Origin of the sequence: Bartonella sp. AU15XJBT (genome assembly GCF_028618615.1) — a bacterium.
In the GTDB taxonomy this organism is placed as follows: domain Bacteria; phylum Pseudomonadota; class Alphaproteobacteria; order Rhizobiales; family Rhizobiaceae; genus Bartonella.
Genome location: NZ_JAQITG010000009.1, coordinates 51,603 through 69,966 on the forward strand (window position 1 = coordinate 51,603; position 18,364 = coordinate 69,966).

Here is an 18,364-nt window from a genome sequence, read left to right on the forward strand (position 1 = left end):
TTACCAAACAATGCATACCAATCATGTCTACGCCTTGAGATATCCCCATTAAGAAATTTTTGAAGACAGCTGTTTTATAGAAAAATCGCTTGAATAAAATCTTTCTACAAAAAAATAAAAAGACAATATGCATTAAAGCAACACAGATGAACCATTTTTTCTCAGTAAAAGGAAAAAGTGCCAAGATAAGGATTGATATACTCAAAAACACCCATGAATTTGAGCAAATTCTTTTCCCTTATCCAAGGCTTAAAACCTCAAAAGAATATGCGAGGGGGGAATATTTCACGAGAAGAGTTTAAGACTCTCATGGAAAGTCCAACATTATAAGGAATGTAACAATGCCAAAAGCAAAAGAAAAAACAAAAGGAATTCCCTCACCCCATAATTATATCTATCCTGGTACCCAAATCCTCAAAAATAGATATGGAGAAACAGATTTAAAACGCTTTCTGGAAAAATGCTCACATGATAGGCAAAAAGCCATGATTAATCTGCGTGCAGAACCCCTGCCAGAATATTTTAATTCAACTTATCTATGCCATATCCATCAACAATTGTTTAAAAATACCTTTGTATGGGCTGGGCATCTCCGCCATATCCCTTTCGCATTTACAAACGATAGCATTGCTGCCATGCCAGAAATGAAAAGAATGGAATGGGGCAATAATTTTGCAACCGGTGAAGAAATCCCTGAGCTCTTACAAAAATTAGATCAAACGCTTGCCGAAAAAGACAATTTGCAAGGCTTAACGCGCGAAGAATTTGTCGAGGAAGCAACAAGTCTATTTTATTCTCTCCACAAGATTCACCCATTCATAGACGGCAATGAACACACAGAACAAATCTTTTTTGAAAATCTTGCCAAAGCTGCAGGACATCAGCTTGACTTTTCGCTTGTCACACAAAAACGTATGATGGCTGCCTATAGCGAAGCAATGCAATATAGCAATACACAACTGTTGAAAGATCTTTTTGAAGATATCTCCAATCCTCAAAAAATGCGTCTTTTAAAAGAATTTATGGACCACATAAACAATACGGGACGCAACGTGGATGATCGCCTTGTTATGGCAACAAAGACAGGAGAAACCTATATGGGAACTTATAAAGGTTGTTATTCAGAAGGTTTTATACTCGATATGCAAGGAACTTTGGTCATTGGCGATAAAGATGATTTAACACCAGAACGATTAAAAACACTAAAATCTGGTGATACCATTACCTTTACCGCCCCTAAAAGCAAAGAGCTTGAAAACACGCTTATTCCAAAAGAAACATTAGCGCCTCTCACAAAAAGTGAATGTTCCAAAACAGTTGCGGTAAATAGTCATGTTCTCAAAGCTCAAAAGCAAGTCCGAACATACGCAAAAACTGTTTATGGCAACGCAAACACATTAAACGAACAGATAGAAGAGATTATTAAAAATCCAGAATTAGGCAGACAGTTTGCTAATCAGATTAAACAGGCCCCGCACTCTGTTTCTCCTCTTGCAGGTTTTAGTATATGCGGTCTACAAAATCCTGCACGTGTAAACGCTAGAAATCATCTTGATGTGCTCTCTCTTGCAATTGAAAATTATGTGTATACTGTAGAAGCTGCTTATAATATAATCACTCGAGATCATAAAATTCAACAAGAACGCCTTGGAAAGGCAGTAGAAAAGCCCAGCCAAAACTTGCAAAATGTTTTTGCTTTATCACCGGAAAAACAAAGAGAGATCTTGTCTCAATCTCCTCAATTATACCGAGAACTCCGCACTTTGATAAACAGTTTAGAACATCGTCTTTCATCAAATGAGTGTAGTGCGATCACAAACAAAGATTATGAAACACTTGCACAAAGTATTGGTATATCAGAACAGAAAGCACGAGAAATTACCGACATTGTTCAAAAAGCAAGAAACGCTCATAGCCAATTCTACACACGCACCCAAAATCGTTCAAATGCACTTGCTATGGCCAGCTAAAAAATATGAAACTTTGTTTTTTGTTTTAAACAACTATGTGGAAGAGATATTTTAATATTCTTATCATACATGCAAAAAACAGATTACTTAAGCGCCCTACCACCAATTTTGCACATAGCATATACACCATATCCAGAGCAATTGGACAGGATAATTGTTAATTCCTTTTAAACGTCATGATTACCACTAACGAAAGCTACAAAAGCCTATTTTGTTTGTCTTAGATGAAGTAGATCTTCGTGGTTATATGAATATTTTAAAAGAAGCGCGTGATCGTGGACGTAAATACGGAACATCCCTAATGCTCTTTTATCAATCTTCTGGTCAGTTGGTCAATCACTTTGGAGAATCTGGAACACGTTCATGGTTTGAAAGCTGCTCCTTTGTTAGCTATGCTGCCATTAAAGATCTTCAAACAGCCAAAGACATTTCAGAACGCTGTGGTCAAATGACCGTTGAAGTCACCGGAACGAGCAAATCAAGAGGTTTATCTTTAGGAATGAGCTCTTACAACATCAATTACCAACAAAGAGCACTCATTTTTTCCCACAAAGTTATTCGAGAAATGCGTCAAGATGAACAAATTATTCTGATGCAAGGCTCCCCTTTGCGATGTGGTCGCGCCATCTCTTTCAGAAGGAAAGAAATGTTAGCCTCAGCTGCAAAAAATCGCTTTGCCCCACAAAAGAAAAACTACCCCCCATGATGAGATATTGACAAAAAAGCACAAATTCCTGTTTTTTAAAAGCCGATGAACAAAAAATAACCGCCCACATACAAGAAAAACAGGGTCAAAAAATCCGTAATTTTCCTTTTTATATTTTGTGCATCGTTTTATCAGCAGTCTTTAAAAAGTCTTTATAAAAAACGCCCATAGACCCAACCAATAGCGACACTAATATCTCCACTTGGAAAAGGAACCCATTTATACAAAGTTTTTCATATATAATTTATATAACATATTGATTTATAAATGATAATTTATATTTTTTGTTAAATTAGAAACTAAATAGCATAAGATTCTCTCATCTTAAATCTGTTCCATGTTGTGTTACATCAATCAAAACTCTGTCGCCTGCATGTCACAAGCGAGGGCCTCATGTAGAGTGAAACTGTACAAGAAAGGCATACCTTTTATGAACCGTCTCTAAGGCCCAAGGTTTTGTCCGAAATATTAAGCACTCAAAATATGTGAGGGTACCAGCTTCTTTATGAAGCGTAAAAATGGGAAAGCTCAATAGACTTTATACACTTCATGGGAGGCTTTAACGTTGTACCATTTATGAGCACCGTCGCCAAATGGATGTGTTAAAAGATGTCTCTTTAAAACAAGCCCATGAATTAATAACCCAATGGTGTTTTGTTTTACGTAAAGGACGTATATCTATTAGAGAACATAATCAACAAAAGATTTTTCTTTAAGACAAGAGTACTCACCCCCCCCACACGACAAACATCGATTTTCCCCTCAAAAAAACATTCAAGATATACACCAAAATGAATAAATCATTCTTATACAAGGTTTCTCCTCTTTACGATATCATTTTGTGTTCTACTTTAATTATCAAGCGCTGAAAAAACGCCTTTCTCTCTTACCAAAAAAGCTTTTCCCCTCTTATGGGGCTTAAAGTAACACAAGATAATAAGAGCAACAACACAAAGTAAAAAACATTTTGTTATAAACATATAAACAAGATGTCAGCATAAACCAATAAAAAAACATAATGGAGAAAAATTCTTGATGACTGCTTTGATCCATAGACTTCAAACCCTGAACACTATGTATGAAAAGTCCCAAAGCCTTCCGATAATCAAGAGCGATCCTCTCCGCCATATCCAGTCCCTTCATCAAAGCACTCTTGCAAACAACTTTATTAAAGGCAAAACAGCGAAAATTTTAAACAATATTTTTCTTTTTGACCTCTTGCCCCCACCTCAAAGGATGAAGATTTCCCCCAGAGTCGATTTATCAAAAATCTGTCTTTTGACCCCTTATGGGATTCATATCGCCATCTTAAATATCAGTATTTTACAGCACAACAGGATCATAAACAAAAAGAAACATCAGAGAAGCTAAAATAAATGAAACAAGGAATAGGCATGCAAACAATCGCAACAGAGCTTTGTGCATCCCTCACAACCAAAAGCTTTTCAAAAGCCTTACAAAAGGGTTGATACAACCATTCATACACGTGAAGGGGAACTTTCAACATACTGCGTTTAAAACGCGCATCAACCACCCCCCTAACCTTTAAGGAGAGATGATATGTTAGAGCAAAATTATTTATATAAAGGAACCAAAACACTCAAAAATAAATATAGCATCAAAGACCCCAAAAAACTATATGAACGCAGTGCCCATGACGCCGCTAAAGAAGCTATTAATTTTCGCCATGAACCACCCCCACAAAAATTTGATACTACTTATCTCAAATTAATCCACTGGAGCCTCTTCCACAAAACTTTTGAATGGGCTGGACAGACCCGCGATACATCCTTTACATTTGAAGATGGCAGCACTGCTCGTATGCCAGCGATGCGTCCCAAAGGTCATGAAGTTCCCTTTGCCGTTGGCCCACAGATTAAAAAAGAACTCCAACAACTCGAAAAAACACTCAGTGAAAAGAACAATTTACAAGGCTTATCGCGCCAAGAATTTTCTGAAAGTGCCGCTGAAATTTTTATGAAGCTCGAGCACGCACACCCTTTTCGAAAAGGCAATGGGCGCGTCAATCGAATGTTTATGGAAAAACTTGGACAAGCAGCAGGACATACCATTGACTTCTCTTTCATCACAAAAGGACGCATGACAGCTGCTTGTATTGAAGCGATACAACATGGCAATCCCCAACCGATGAAAGATCTTTTTGAAGATATCACACATCCGCAAAAATCCCTTGTTTTAAAAGAATTCATCACCCAGATGAGAAATGCTGGACTGGATGAAATTAACAATCGTGTTGTTGTTGCAGCAAAAGAAGGTGTAACCTATGAAGGCATCTTTAGAGGCACTTCAGCAGAAGGTTTTGTTATGGAAGTAAAGGGGGCTTTCGTCGTCGGGCACAAAGATGATCTTTCCCCAGAACAAATCAAAACATTACGCAACGGCGCCCGCCTCTGCTTTCAAAAAACCAACATTCAAAATGTAAAAGAAACCTTGATTCCACGAGAAACATTAGCCCCTCTCACCCAAGAAGAGTTATTTGCAAGAGTTTCAAATGACGCTTATGTTGAAGCATGCCGAAAAGAAATCGAACATTTATCAAAGACTGTATATGGTAAAGCCCAAGCCTTAAAGACAAAATTGGATATCGTAACGGCAGCTCCAAACTTAGGAAATCAATTTGCGGATGAAATTTTAGAAAACCCTCAGTCAATTTCTAAACTTGCAGGGAGTAAAGCTCTAGGCATGAAAAGTCCAAATCGCAGACAAGCCGAACAGACTGCTCCACAACTCAGCCAAGCTCTTAAAAGTTATGCCACAATAACACAGCAAAAAAAAGATGAAGTTCTAGAGCAACACCAGAGAGAACAAAATCGCCTGAGCCACGTGGTTGAGAAACCTGGAAAAAATTTACAAAACCTTTTTTCCTTATCAGAAGAACAACAAACGGAAGCTTTATTGCATTCTCCAGCACTCCGACAAGAACTCCATACCTTTTCACGCCAATTACACAATCGTCTCTCCTCAGAAGATCGTAAAGCCATACAAGAAAGAGATCATACAAGATTGGCTTGTCTTCTTGGGACATCGGAAAGCAAAGCCAAAGAAATTGCACAGACTGTCAAGAACACCCAAGAAGCACACTGTCAAGTTCGCAGCTTGAAAGTTAGTCGCTCCTCATCGCTGGCTCTTACCGGCTAAAACGCGCCAATTTTTGCCTTCCAACAGAACTCTTGGCGCCAATTATTCATCACCATTGCACCAACGCAATTGTTTTAGAATGTTACAAAAAATAGTCTTAAAAATGCATCCTGTAATTTATTATAACTTATTGATAAGATTTCACAAAAAAACTTTATAAAAGACATAAATGTCCATTACAAGCCAACATGAATAGCGCGAAATCTTTGGATGCCATTCAATTTGATATCTTCTTTTGTCTTAAAAGGTATCAAAAAAGTGGGGAATGCACCAAAGAGGTTTTCTAAAATATTGAAAGGAAACAGCCATGAAAAAAAGTCACCCACACCCAGAAACCCAAAGCCAAGAGCCCCTCTACGCACGAGTTAATAAACAAAACAGAAGAGAAGGCCCGCGCATACCAAGTCCAGAAGAAATACAACAAGCAAATGCTAGCGCATCTAACACAAGACAGTTTCCCAGTGACTATGACACGCCTCCTCAACGGCCACTAGAAACTGTCTATGCACCACAGACAACCGAAACGATCTATGCCCCCCAAAAACCACTAGGGAATCCCTATGACAGGCTTGGTGGGAATCCGAGCAATGGGCGACGTGCTGAAAAACTCGCAGATCCCTATGCAATCGTTGATCTGGCAACGGGTGAGACTGAATTCGAACAACGAATAAACCCCCTCTACGACTCACCTAGCGGGAGCACTCAGGATCTGCGATATCCCCAAAGGCCAGAGGAACATCTCTATGCAGAAATTAATCACGGAGCAAATGGGGGGCTTTCTCCCCAAAAACCAATAGAATCTGTCTATGCAACTGTTGGCATGGGTGCTGAAGGCGGACAAGAATCCCAACAACGGGAAAATCCCCTCTACGAAGGCGTTGGCAGAGGAACAACTCCTCCTCCTAGAACCCCGAAAGATGAGATTACGACAAAGCTTTTAAAAAACGTAGACTTTCAATATGGTGTAAGAGAAACCCAAGAATGGTGCAAAGTTGTTTATGGTAACGAGCATGCCTTGAATGGACCACTTGCTAAAATTCTTGAAAATCCTCAGGATACAGAAAAAATCTTATGGGACCTTGCAGAAAATCCTGAAAGCCCTGGGAAACTTGCAGGCAGGCAACTCCTTGGCGTAAAAAGCCCCGATCGCAAAGAGGCCGAAGATGGCTTTCGTCACCTTTACTCAGCTCTTGAAAAGCATATACATACAACACAAAAGCTCCACAAAGAATTTACACGTGAGCAAGAAAGAGGTCTAAAACAAGAAAGTCCGGAAAGAGACACAGAACACAAACATCACCATCATCACCGTCATCATCACGCAAGAGGACAAGAACAAAATAGTCCAGAGCACAGCCCTCACCAACGCAGACAAGAGGGCAACAGAGGAATGGCTTTTGCCATGTAAGGGGGCATAAACATAAAAACAGATAGTTTTTGTTTTTATGTAATCTCTTTTTCATGGAATTTCTTGGCGTAAATCGTTTCATTGCCGTTGCGCCAAGAATTGTTTTAAAATCTTACAAAAAATAGTCCTAAAAATGGATCGTGTAATTTATTATAACTTGTTGATAAGATTTCATAAAAAAACTGTATAAAAGACACAAATGTCCGTTACACTGTCTCTGAATAGCGCGAAATCTTTGGAGGCCATTCAGTGTGATATCTTCTTTTGCCTTAGAAGTTATCAAAACTAAAAGTGGGGAATGCACCAAAGAGGTTTTCTAAAATATTGAAAGGAAACAGCCATGAAAAAAAGTCACCCACACCCTTCTGAAAATCCAGAAGCCCTCTATGCAACAGTTAATAAACCAAACAGAGGAGGCCAGCGCAGACCAAATCCAGAAGAGGAAGTTGTATACGCATCCGTTAGCACAGTTGATCCTCTTTCAAGAGGGAGACGTCCTGATCAGGGAAGAGAAAATCCTGAAACCGACTATACAGAGGTTGCTCCCCCAAGACGCGAAGCTGAAGTTACATACGCATCCGTTAGCAGCGTTTCTCCTTCAAGAGGCAGACACCATGCTCAAGGGCAACAAGAATCTGAAACCGACTATACAGAGGTTGCTCCACAACAAAGAGGAAGACCTTCATCTTCCCTCACAGCAGAACAAATGAGTGTCATGCTTTTAAAAAATCCACAGGTCCAAGCATATGGAGAAGAGGTCATGCATTGGGGTCAAATTGTTTATGGCAATGACAAGCTTTTCCAGCAACACTTGCAAGGCATACTTACAGATCCCGGTAAAGGAAAAGAGCTTTCAAATCAACTTGCTGAAGATCCTGAATCTATACATAAGCTTGCTGGCCGCTCCGCACTTGGCTTAAAAAGTCAAGCACGCAAAGAGGCTGAAGAGGGTTTTAGACCGCTCATTGAGGCCATTGACGGTTATACAAAAGCTGTAGAAAACGCAACAGAGAAGTTATCGCGAACCCCTCAAGCGGAACAAAAACGCCATCAAGAAAATCGTCAGCAAACTGAAGGACACCATCGCCATCATCGTCATCACGAAAGAGGACAAGAACAAAATAGTCCAGAGCACAGTCCACAACGACAAAGACACGGAGAAAAAGGGATGGCTTATGCCATGTAAGGGGGGCATAAACATAAAAACAGATCAATTTTTGTTTTTAATATAATCTCTTTTTCAGTGAGTTTCTTGGCGCAAATCATTTTATCGTGATTGCGCCAAGAATTGTTTTAGAATGTTACAAAAAATAGTCCTAAAACAGTCCTAAAAATGGGTCCTGTAATTTATTATAACTTATTGATAAAGTTTCATAAAAAAACTGTATAAAAGACACAAAGCTCCATTAGACTGGGTGCAAATAGCGCGGATCTTTGGGCGCGTTCAGTGCGATATCTTCCTTTGTGTAAAAGTTATCAAAACTAAAAGTGGGGAATGCACCAAAGAGGTTTTCTAAAACAATTTTTGAAAGGAAACATGCATGAAAAAAGATCACCCCCACCCTTTTCCATCCTCTTCAATAAAAGAACTCATAGAACTCTATGACAAAGCAGCGGCAGAAGTCTCAGGTGTCTCCCCCCTCCCTAAAGAAGCTCCTTCAAAAAGCAAGAGACTATCATCGATACCGGAAGAAGATGAGGGAATACACTCTGTTTTAGAAAAAGAAACTGTTAGGAAAGAAAACGCACAGACATCCGTTAAAATGACGCATTCAACAACGCCTCTCACAAGAGACAGCGGGATCGAAAAACCACAAGAACCTGAAACAACACGTGCAACAGTTGCTCCACAAGCTTCTTCACAAAGGCCAACAAGAATCCTCTCAGAGGAAGAAATCACTCTATTGCTTCCACACCATTCATTGGTTCGAACCTATCAAGAAGAAATCCAACGTTTATCCGCAAAGGCCTATGGCAACCCCAACATTTTGCAAGAAAAGATGCAAGAAATTCAAAGAAATCCCGCTACAGGAGAAGAACTCTCATGGCGCATGGCTGCCCATCCTGAAAGCATCGCTAAACTTTCCGGCACCAGTATGTTGGGCTTTAAAAATCAAGCACGCAAACAAGCAGAAGAAAGTTTTTCCGACCTCTGTGTCACCATTGATGGTTATACAGAAGCTGTAAAACATGCAAGAGAGAGTCTCTTACAATCTCCAGAGCAAGAACTCAAAAACTATGAACGCCTCATGGGAAAGGCAGCTGTTACTGAACTCCTAAAAAAACCGGATCGTTCTCAAAGGGAAAAAGAAAGTCTTTCAGAAGAAGAAACTTCTACAAAAATCCACCAACATTCAAAAGTCAAAAGACACCATGCCCAAATCCAATATTGGTCCACTGTTGTTTTTGGCCAATCAAATATTTTGCAATCACAGGTGGAAGAGCTTTTCCAAAACCCTGAAACAATAGAACAGCTCGCACAGCAACTTGCCGGAAATCCTCAGTCTTTTAAAAAATACGCTGGTGTTGGTATTGGTAGCTTTAAAAATCAAGCACGCAGACATGCTGAAGCGGGACTTTCTCACCTCATTGATGCCCTTGACAATTATGCAACAGCTGTAACACAAGTAAAAGAGAGCATTGCAGAAACTCAGCAGTCAAAACAAGAACGCCATGAACTGTCTGAGAGAGCGCAAAACTTGCATCAACAACAAAGCGTCTCACAAACTGCTCAACGTCCTGAGCCTTCAATAGTAACACATGAAGGCGCAACAGCCTCTACTCAGCAAAGAGAAACAGATTTTCGTCCTCGCAAAACCGCCGCCTCCAAAGCGATGGCTCTTGCCAGCTAAATAAACATAAGTTTTCCCTTTGAATCTAATATCTTGGCGCAACACAAAACAGAAGTGATTTGCGCCAAGAAAGAGAGAGCGTTGAAACAAAATTCATTCCCCCACCAGTTAATCTAAGCTACTGATAAACAGTATTTAAAGAGTGATCATCATCTGCACCAAAAGAGTCAAATCTTGTGGAATCGTTTAGTTTCATATCCTCTCTCATAAGAGCAAGTAAAAAACCATAAAACAGAATAAACACCAACGTACATTCTTAGATAGTATTTAAAAACAATATTGGAAGAGTTTGAAAGGAACATGCATGAAAAAAAGAAACCCCTCCCCTTTTATTACCGAAATGATGGAAAAATTTCAACAACAGACTGAACAATCCCCCACCAGAACCTCTCCTCCCCAAGTTTCTCAAAGTGTGTCCCCCCCCCCTGTACAAACACGCCGAGAGAATTTGTCATCCCCCCCAAAGGTTGCGCCACCGCCCCCCCAACGTATAAGAGAAAAAACGCAAACCAACACAATATCCCCCAGCGCAAAAATCCAAGAAACTCCTTCTTTACAGACAAACATGGCACCGCCCAACCCCCCACGTATGAGAGAGAGGCAACAACACAGCACACAAGTTCAAACCTCCCCCTCCCTACAAACAAAAGTAGCTCCCCCCCCTCCCCCACGCGTAAGAGACAAAACGCCAACCGACACAAAAATCCAAAAACCTGAAACTCAAGAAAGCCCCTCCACGCACATAAAAACAGCACCACAAAGACCACCGCGTGCAAAAGATAGAGAACAAAACAGACAAGCAGCTCAAGAATCCCCCTCTCTACAGACAAAAGTGGCGCCGCCCCCTCCCCCACGCATGAGAGACAGAGCACAAACCAGCACAAAAATTCAAAATCCAGAAATCCAAGAGAGCCCCTCCACGCATATAAAAACAGCACCACAAAGACCACCGCGTGCAAAAGATAGAGAACAAAACAGACAAGCAGCTCAAGAATCCCCCTCTCTACAGACAAAAGTGGCACCGGCCCTTCCCCCACGCATGAGAGACAAAGTGCAAACCAGCACAAAAATTCAAAATTCAGAAACCCTCGCCCCAAGTGTTAGACCCAAAACACCACGGCATAGACAAGTCAGGCAGCAAAGCAGTTCATCATCACAAGACAGTGAAATCTATGCAGTCCCTCGTTCAAGAAAACCACACCAAATAGGAGACAGACAAAAAAGCGACGCTTTCGTCCAAAAAATGGCCTCCCCACAAACAGCAATTAAACAACCAAAACCGTCTCAGGAACACAAAACATCTATTAATACAATGGAAAGAGAGCTATTGCTCGTAGCATATCAAGAAGAAATACGATTTTTGTGCAAAAAGGCTTTTGGTGACCGGCTCATTTTAGAACAAAGAATAGAAGCCGTCAAAGAAAACCCCAATATGGGAGAACAGCTCTTATGGGATATAACAGAAAACCCTCAGACTATTTCTAAGCTTGCTGGTAGAAAAGTTCTTGGCATAAAAAATGGAGCGCGCAAAAAAGCTGAAGAAGCTCTTTCATCCCTCTGTACCGCCATAGAAGGTTTTATGTATACGTCAAAATATACAAAAACTGAGAATATTTCACAGAGCCCTCACACAAAACAACGACAGCATCGACAAGCGCAACAAGAAGAAGCAATCACTCAAACACAAAATCCGCTCAAGTCAGAAAAGAAAATAGAGCCTCTCTCAAATCAGGAAATTGCCCGCAGAATTCAACAAGATCCATCGGTTAAATATGGTCAAAGAGAAATCGAATATTGGTGCCAAATTGTTTATAATGATCCATTTATTCTGCAATATAGAATGGAAGATATGCACAAAATTCCAGATATGGGAGAAGAGCTTGTATTTCAAATTGAAAAGGATTCTACATCTTTTGCTCCGCTTGCTGGTAGAAAAACTCTTGGCATAAAAAACGGAGCACGCAAAGCCGCTGAAGAAAGTCTTCCTACCCTTTGTACCGCCATTAAGGATTATGCTGATACGATAAAACAGTTAAGAGAAACCATTGTGCAAAACCATCAAACAGAACAACAACAACGCCATCAACCGCTTAGCGATCTGGATAAAAATCAGCAAAGCCTATCACAGTCTCCAAAGTTTCCTGAACGCTCAACAGCAAAGCGTCATCAAGAGCTTACTGAAACATCTAAACAAGAAGAGCGACCTCCTATGCGACCGCGCAGAGCCGAAACATCAAAAACAATGGCTTTGTCGTGATGGTCTCATCACCATTGGCTTTTCATATAAAACTTTGGTGCAATTATCTTGCCAAAATTGCACCAAGGTTGGCGTATAACATACAGAAAAATTTGCATAAACTGGCATATGACAAAACGCATTGATAAAATTTCACGATAACGTTTCATAAAAATTACACCCCTTGACTTTGTTCGATGCGAATAACGAACAAGGTCAAATTTTTTCAATCATTTAAATCGGCATTCTTCTTTGCAAGAAAGCTATGAAAATAACATAAGGCAAAAATGCAAAAAAGAAGCTTTTTTTTAAAAAAATATTAAAAACTTGAAAGGACATATGCATGAAAAAAAACACAGAACATTATAACTCTTCCACACAGGAAGAATTGCAAGAACAACACTCTGCAGTTAATGCAACCATTTCTAAACAAATAAACGAAGCAGCGCAAAATTTTTTCTACCCCAATAGCAAGGTGCTTAAAAATAAATACCGCATCAAAGATAAAGAAATATTAAAAGAGCGCTGTTGTGATGATGTAAAAAAAGAAATAATCAAACTGCTCCAAGAACCACCACCAGAGAAGTTTGATGCCGCCTATCTCAAATATCTTCATCACCGCCTTTTTTCTCGTGCATTTGAATGGGCTGGCCAAACCCGCCAAGCACCTTTTACATTTGAAGATAGCAGTGTTGCTTTCATGCCCATTTTGAAAAGAAAAGAATTTACAGAACCTTTTGCGATTGGCAGAAAAGTACAGGAGGGACTAGAAAAGTTAGACAAAACACTTGCTGAAAAAAATAATTTACAAGGATTGCCCCGCGAAGAATTTGTTGAACATGCTGCTCAACTGATGATAGATTTACACCACTTGCATCCTTTCAGAGAGGGCAATAGGCGCACAAAGAGACTGTTTGTTGAAAAACTCGCTCAAGCAGCAGGACATGAGCTAGACTTTTCACTTGTGAGCAAAAAACGCAAAGACTTTGTCCGTGTGTCCGCCATGGAACGTGGCGATCCAGAGCCTATGCAGCATCTGCTTGAGGATATCTCCAATCCAGAAAAATTGCTCATTTTACAAGAATTCACCAACTCTATGAGAAAGCTTGGAATGGGTGAAAGAAATTATTATCTCGCTGTCGTCGCAAAAGAAGGAGAAACCTATCATGGTACCTATAGAGGCTGTGGAGCCAATAGCTTTATGATGGATGTTCAGGGGACTCTCATCTTGGGAAATAAAAAAGATCTCACACCCGAGCAAACACAAACATTAACAATTGGTGAGGTCTTCTCCTTTACAGCACCAAAAACTCAAAGCCCGCAAAAAAACCAGAAAAAAAACCAGCAAAAAACATTGCTTCCAGAAGAAAAACGAGCCGCTCACACAAACGATGAAATAACTGAAAAGAGCAAAGACAACACCTCCATTCAAACAAAGAGAAAAGAAAAAGCCCATTTTGCACCATGGATTACCCCTCATACTTCCCATGACAGCGTTGAAGTTATGCCCCAAAGTCTGCAAGAAAAAGAACAAATAGCACAACCAATGGCTCAATCTGCTTCGTCTATGAGGCAAACGCAAAAAGATTTCCAAGAAACCATTTTTCAGACCCAAAATACAGTGACAAATGATCTAACGACTGTCCAAATAACACAGAAAAATCTCTCTGATCATCAACAAATAGGAACACAGCCCCCAAAAAAAGCAATGGCATACTGGGACAGTACTACAAAAAAAATAGATACCGCCCCTCTCTCCTCACACGAGAAATTATCCTCATTGTCTAAAACCGAAGAAGATAATACAATGTACCGTAATTTCCTTTACCCCAACAGTATCACCTTAAAAAATAAATATGGAATAGAAAACTACGGAAAATTAAAAGTGCAATGTGCTCATGATACAGCAAAAGCAATCATTCATCTACGCCAAGAAGAGCCTCCACAAAGTCTCAACTCTACATATCTCCAATATATTCATCATACCCTATTTAAAAACACTTTTGAATGGGCCGGGAAAACACGTGAAAAACCATTTACATTTGAAGATGGCACCGTCGCTTGTATGCCAAAAATGAAAAAAGCGGATATTTCTTTTGCATCAAAAAAACAGATACAGGAGGGACTAAAAAATTTAGACAAAACACTTGCTGAAACGAATAATTTAAAAGGCTTAACCCGCGAAACATTTGTTGAACAAGCCGCTGAAATAATGATACAGCTCAACTATACGCATCCTTTCAGAGAAGGTAATGGACGCACACAACGAATTTTTTTTGAAAAACTCGCTCAAGTAGCAGGACACACACTTGACTTTTCTCTTGTAACAGAAAAACGCATGAACTTTGCTAGCATTGCATCGCTAAAACACAACGATAAAGAAGAGATGAAACATCTTTTTGAGGATATCTCCAATCCAGAAAAAACGCTTATTTTAAAAGAATTCATGGACAATATGAAAAATATTGGGCTTGAGAATATAAATCATCGTCTTATTATGACAGCGAAAGAAGGAGAAACCTATCATGGTACCTATAGAGGCTGTGGACCCAATGGCTTCATGCTTGATGCCAATGGAGATTTCATCCTGGGAAATAAAAAAGATCTCACCCCAAAGCAAATACATACATTAAAAATTGGTGACGCCCTCTCCTTTACAGCACCAAGCGCTCAACACCAGCAAGAAGTGCTAATCCCCGCAGAAAAAATAGCTCCCCTTACAAGCGACGAAATTGTCACAGGGATAAAAAACAATACGTCACTTCATGCAAGAAGAACAGAAATCGAGACTTTGTGCCAAATCATTTATGGCAATCGGCATATTTTGCAGGAAAAGATTGAAAGGATCCATAAAAATCAAACGGAGGGAGAACAGCTCACCTATCAAATTGCCACATCTCCTCAATCTATTTCTAAGCTTTCTGGTAGCAATGTATTTGGCATAAAAAACAACGCGCGCGCCAATGCTGAAGCAAATATTTTGCCCCTCTGTAGAGCCATTGAGCGTTATATCGATATTTTTACACAAACAAAAAGAGACATTCTCCATGACCATCACGTAAAACAAAAACGCTGTGAACAAACGGTAGAAATGCCTCAAGCGTGGATGCAAAATCTCCTTTCCCTATCAAAAGAACAGCAGCAAGAAACGTTATCAAACTCTCCTAAATTAAGGGGAGAAATAAAGAATTATATCAAAAAAATCAATGAACGCTTATCCTCAAGCGAGCATGAAGCGATAAAAGAAAATAATCCCGAAAAGCTTGCGAAAAGTCTTGGCACATCAGCCATCAAAGCAAAAGAGATTCTGGCAATCGTCAAGCAAACAAAAGAGATAGAACATAACATACACTCCATGGATTTTTATGACCGCAAATTGAATGAGCGCTCAGCATCAAACCAACGTCAATCTATCCAGCATCAATTACTCAAGAAAAACACTGAAAAAACATGTTCTAACACTCTTGATAAAGAAACAAGTAAAGCGCATAAAATGATAGAAAACATCCATCAGCACATCAAGAGACAAGAAAATATTCAACCACACAAAATGCAGCCTGCAAAGGCTATGACTCTCTAAGAATTCAGATAAGCTTTAATTTTTTGCCCTCTCTAATAAAAAAGATTGCCTTTACTCCCTGGCTTTCATCTTCAAACCAATCGCGCGTCAACGAGATTTGAAAACCATAAGGAAGAAACTTTATTTCCTCAGATTTTACCCTCATCAACTGTGAAAAAAACCTAAACGAAGCAATTGATAAGGATTGATCATTTTTGAAAAGATCTTTAATCACTTCCATCGTCTATGGCGCTCTTGCTTGTAGCGCTAAAAATAGGCAAGATGCTGGTGAAAAATCACATCTTGCTATCCTCTGTTTATGGAATCTCTGAAACGGGAAGGCAGCCTCATTTGGGGAGAACATAAAGCCTTAAAGATGGAAACCAATCGACGTGCTTTGCCACCACCTTTTAGCTCAGCCTTATGACTTTTAAAGCCTCTAAAGCACTGTCTTTTAAATAATGGAATTTGCGCATTACTTCACGCTTTTATTTTATTTGCGTTCTTTGAATAAGGTCCACGCCCCTCACACAAAACAGCACGCCATTGCGTTGCACTCTTCACGAACATCACCCCCTAGAGAGAAATGATCATTCTATATCCTCCAACTGGTATGACATCGCTCCTATATTTCAGTTTGAAAAAGAAATTTTAATTATTTTATGGCAACAATAAAAATTGTAATACAACAATAATAATCAAGGAGCATTTTATACAGTCTTCACGCACCATTGTTGACAGAAAGACAACCACCGTCGTAAAACGCTGCACAAATGTATTCTTGTATGGACCTACAGATCAGATTTTTGCGATTTAAAACGGCTTATTTCTCCTATCAACGCTTCTCTTTTTTCTAACAAAACCGATATATCTTTATGACATTGATTAAAAAAATTGCAACAGTTGCTTCCGGAACTCTCATGAGCCGTATTTTTGGCTTCGTCCGTGAAATGCTTATGGCAGCAGCGCTAGGAACTGGTCCTGTTTCTGATGCCTTTAATGCTGCTTTTCGTTTTCCCAACACATTCCGCCGTTTTTTTGCTGAAGGTGCCTTTAGTGCCGCTTTCATTCCTCTTTTCGCAAAAAAAATCACTGAAGATGGACAAGAAACTGCCTGCAAATTTGCAGAAGAGGTTTTTGGTGTTCTCTTTTCGCTACTGTTACTGCTAACGATTGTTATGGAACTCAGTATGCCTTTTTTGGTACGAACCATTATTGCTCCAGGCTTTATCGAAGATGCAACAAAATTTAACGCCACAATTCATTTTACTGCGATCATGTTTCCCTATTTAACCTGCATGTCGCTGGCCGCCATGATGGGGGGCATGCTCAATGCTCTGCGCCGCTATTTTATTGCCGCCATTGCCCCGCTCTTTTTAAATATTATTCTGATTGGTGTGCTGGCCTATGCTTGGGTCTATAAACTTGATGCTTGGCATATCGGCTTAAATCTCTCTTGGGGTGTGTTGGCCGCAGGGCTTCTTCAACTGGCCTTAATTGCTGTTGCTTTACGACAAAGCGGCATGAAAATTTTCTTCCGTCGTCCCCATTTAAGTGCTAATGTTCGAAAGCTGTTAGCTTTAGCATTTCCTGCTGCTATCACGGGCGGTATCACGCAAATTAATTTGCTCATCAATACCAACATCGCTTCTAGTCAATCGGGAGCTGTCTCTTCTTTGATGTATGCTGATCGCCTTTATCAATTGCCTCTAGGCGTGGTTGCCATTGCCGTTGCAACTGTTCTTTTGCCAGAATTAACCCGTGCTTTGCGGAGCAAAAAGCATGAAGAAACCCACCATTTGCAAAATCGCTCTATTGAATTAACGCTATTGTTAACACTCCCAGCATCCATCGCTTTTTTGCTGCTCTCCACTCCCATTGTCAGTTTACTCTTTGAGCGTGGACAGTTTACTGATCAATCAACACAGCATGTTGCACAATTATTGGAACTTTATGGACTAGGACTTCCTGCTTTTGTTCTCATTAAGGTCTTTATTCCTAATTTCTTTGCCCATGAGGATACCAAAACACCAATGATTGTTACAGGCATTTGTGTTTTTATCAATGTCAGCCTTGCTTTAACATTATTTCCTATTCTATCGGCACGAGGCATTGTTATTGCTGAAATTACTTCTGGATGGGTCAATACGCTATTGCTTTGGGGGATCCTTATCAAACGGGGGTATTGGAAATACGACCTCCAATTGATTAAGCAAATATTATGCCTTACGATCGCTTCCCTTTTGAGTGCACTAGCCCTCTATTATGGATTAAATGTGCTTGGATTTTTGTCTTTTCCTTTATCCTCACAAGCTTCCTTTTTCTTGCGTGCCAGCACCTTAGCCGGAATCATACTCGGCATATTCTTGATCTATTTGAGTGCTTATTTTTTATTCAACACCCGTTCCTTTTTTCACACACTTAAAAATTTGAAAAAACGTCCATAATATCTATACTTTGTCAAAAACAATAAA

At 39.8% G+C, this 18,364-nt stretch carries 8 protein-coding genes and 1 pseudogene; all 9 read left to right on the forward strand.

Features of this window, described 5'->3' with window-relative positions; genetic code table 11:
• Nucleotides 1–341: 341 nt before the first annotated feature.
• The 9 genes and pseudogenes from PVV57_RS05645 (at nt 342) to murJ (ending at nt 18,337) form a co-directional block, all read left to right on the forward strand.
• On the forward strand, nt 342–1,970 hold the full coding sequence (locus tag PVV57_RS05645) for a BID domain-containing T4SS effector (protein WP_273783627.1): 1,629 nt from the start codon (nt 342–344) through the stop codon (nt 1,968–1,970).
• A gap of 197 nt (nt 1,971–2,167) precedes the next feature.
• Nucleotides 2,168–2,676 (forward strand): annotated as a pseudogene (locus tag PVV57_RS05650) (type IV secretory system conjugative DNA transfer family protein); the annotation flags it as partial.
• A gap of 1,560 nt (nt 2,677–4,236) precedes the next feature.
• Nucleotides 4,237–5,835 (forward strand): BID domain-containing T4SS effector, encoded by a 1,599-nt coding sequence (locus PVV57_RS05655; protein ID WP_273783628.1) that lies wholly within the window; start codon nt 4,237–4,239, stop codon nt 5,833–5,835.
• A gap of 307 nt (nt 5,836–6,142) precedes the next feature.
• Nucleotides 6,143–7,243, forward strand: coding sequence for a BID domain-containing T4SS effector (locus PVV57_RS05660; RefSeq protein WP_273719041.1), 1,101 nt, complete (start codon nt 6,143–6,145; stop codon nt 7,241–7,243).
• A gap of 340 nt (nt 7,244–7,583) precedes the next feature.
• Nucleotides 7,584–8,429, forward strand: a complete 846-nt coding sequence (locus tag PVV57_RS05665) for a BID domain-containing T4SS effector (protein ID WP_273719042.1) — start codon at nt 7,584–7,586, stop codon at nt 8,427–8,429.
• 355 nt (nt 8,430–8,784) lie between these two features.
• A complete protein-coding gene (locus PVV57_RS05670; RefSeq protein ID WP_273719043.1) occupies nt 8,785–10,095 on the forward strand; it encodes a BID domain-containing T4SS effector in 1,311 nt (436 codons plus the stop codon).
• 304 nt (nt 10,096–10,399) lie between these two features.
• Nucleotides 10,400–12,352, forward strand: a complete 1,953-nt coding sequence (locus tag PVV57_RS05675) for a BID domain-containing T4SS effector (protein WP_273719044.1) — start codon at nt 10,400–10,402, stop codon at nt 12,350–12,352.
• 322 nt (nt 12,353–12,674) lie between these two features.
• Nucleotides 12,675–15,911 (forward strand): BID domain-containing T4SS effector, encoded by a 3,237-nt coding sequence (locus PVV57_RS05680; RefSeq protein WP_273783629.1) that lies wholly within the window; start codon nt 12,675–12,677, stop codon nt 15,909–15,911.
• A gap of 854 nt (nt 15,912–16,765) precedes the next feature.
• Nucleotides 16,766–18,337: a murein biosynthesis integral membrane protein MurJ gene (gene murJ, locus PVV57_RS05685; RefSeq protein ID WP_273719046.1), complete on the forward strand. Its 1,572-nt coding sequence runs from the start codon at nt 16,766–16,768 to the stop codon at nt 18,335–18,337.
• The last annotated feature ends 27 nt before the right edge of the window (nt 18,338–18,364 follow it).

What these genes read in the sequence shown, in the direction of transcription:
- PVV57_RS05645 (WP_273783627.1), top strand. Translation starts at nt 342, where the DNA reads ATGCCAAAAGCAAAAGAAAAAACAAAAGGAATTCCCTCACCCCATAAT.
- PVV57_RS05655 (WP_273783628.1), top strand. Translation starts at nt 4,237, where the DNA reads ATGTTAGAGCAAAATTATTTATATAAAGGAACCAAAACACTCAAAAAT.
- PVV57_RS05660 (WP_273719041.1), top strand. Translation starts at nt 6,143, where the DNA reads ATGAAAAAAAGTCACCCACACCCAGAAACCCAAAGCCAAGAGCCCCTC.
- PVV57_RS05665 (WP_273719042.1), top strand. Translation starts at nt 7,584, where the DNA reads ATGAAAAAAAGTCACCCACACCCTTCTGAAAATCCAGAAGCCCTCTAT.
- PVV57_RS05670 (WP_273719043.1), top strand. Translation starts at nt 8,785, where the DNA reads ATGAAAAAAGATCACCCCCACCCTTTTCCATCCTCTTCAATAAAAGAA.
- PVV57_RS05675 (WP_273719044.1), top strand. Translation starts at nt 10,400, where the DNA reads ATGAAAAAAAGAAACCCCTCCCCTTTTATTACCGAAATGATGGAAAAA.
- PVV57_RS05680 (WP_273783629.1), top strand. Translation starts at nt 12,675, where the DNA reads ATGAAAAAAAACACAGAACATTATAACTCTTCCACACAGGAAGAATTG.
- murJ (WP_273719046.1), top strand. Translation starts at nt 16,766, where the DNA reads ATGACATTGATTAAAAAAATTGCAACAGTTGCTTCCGGAACTCTCATG.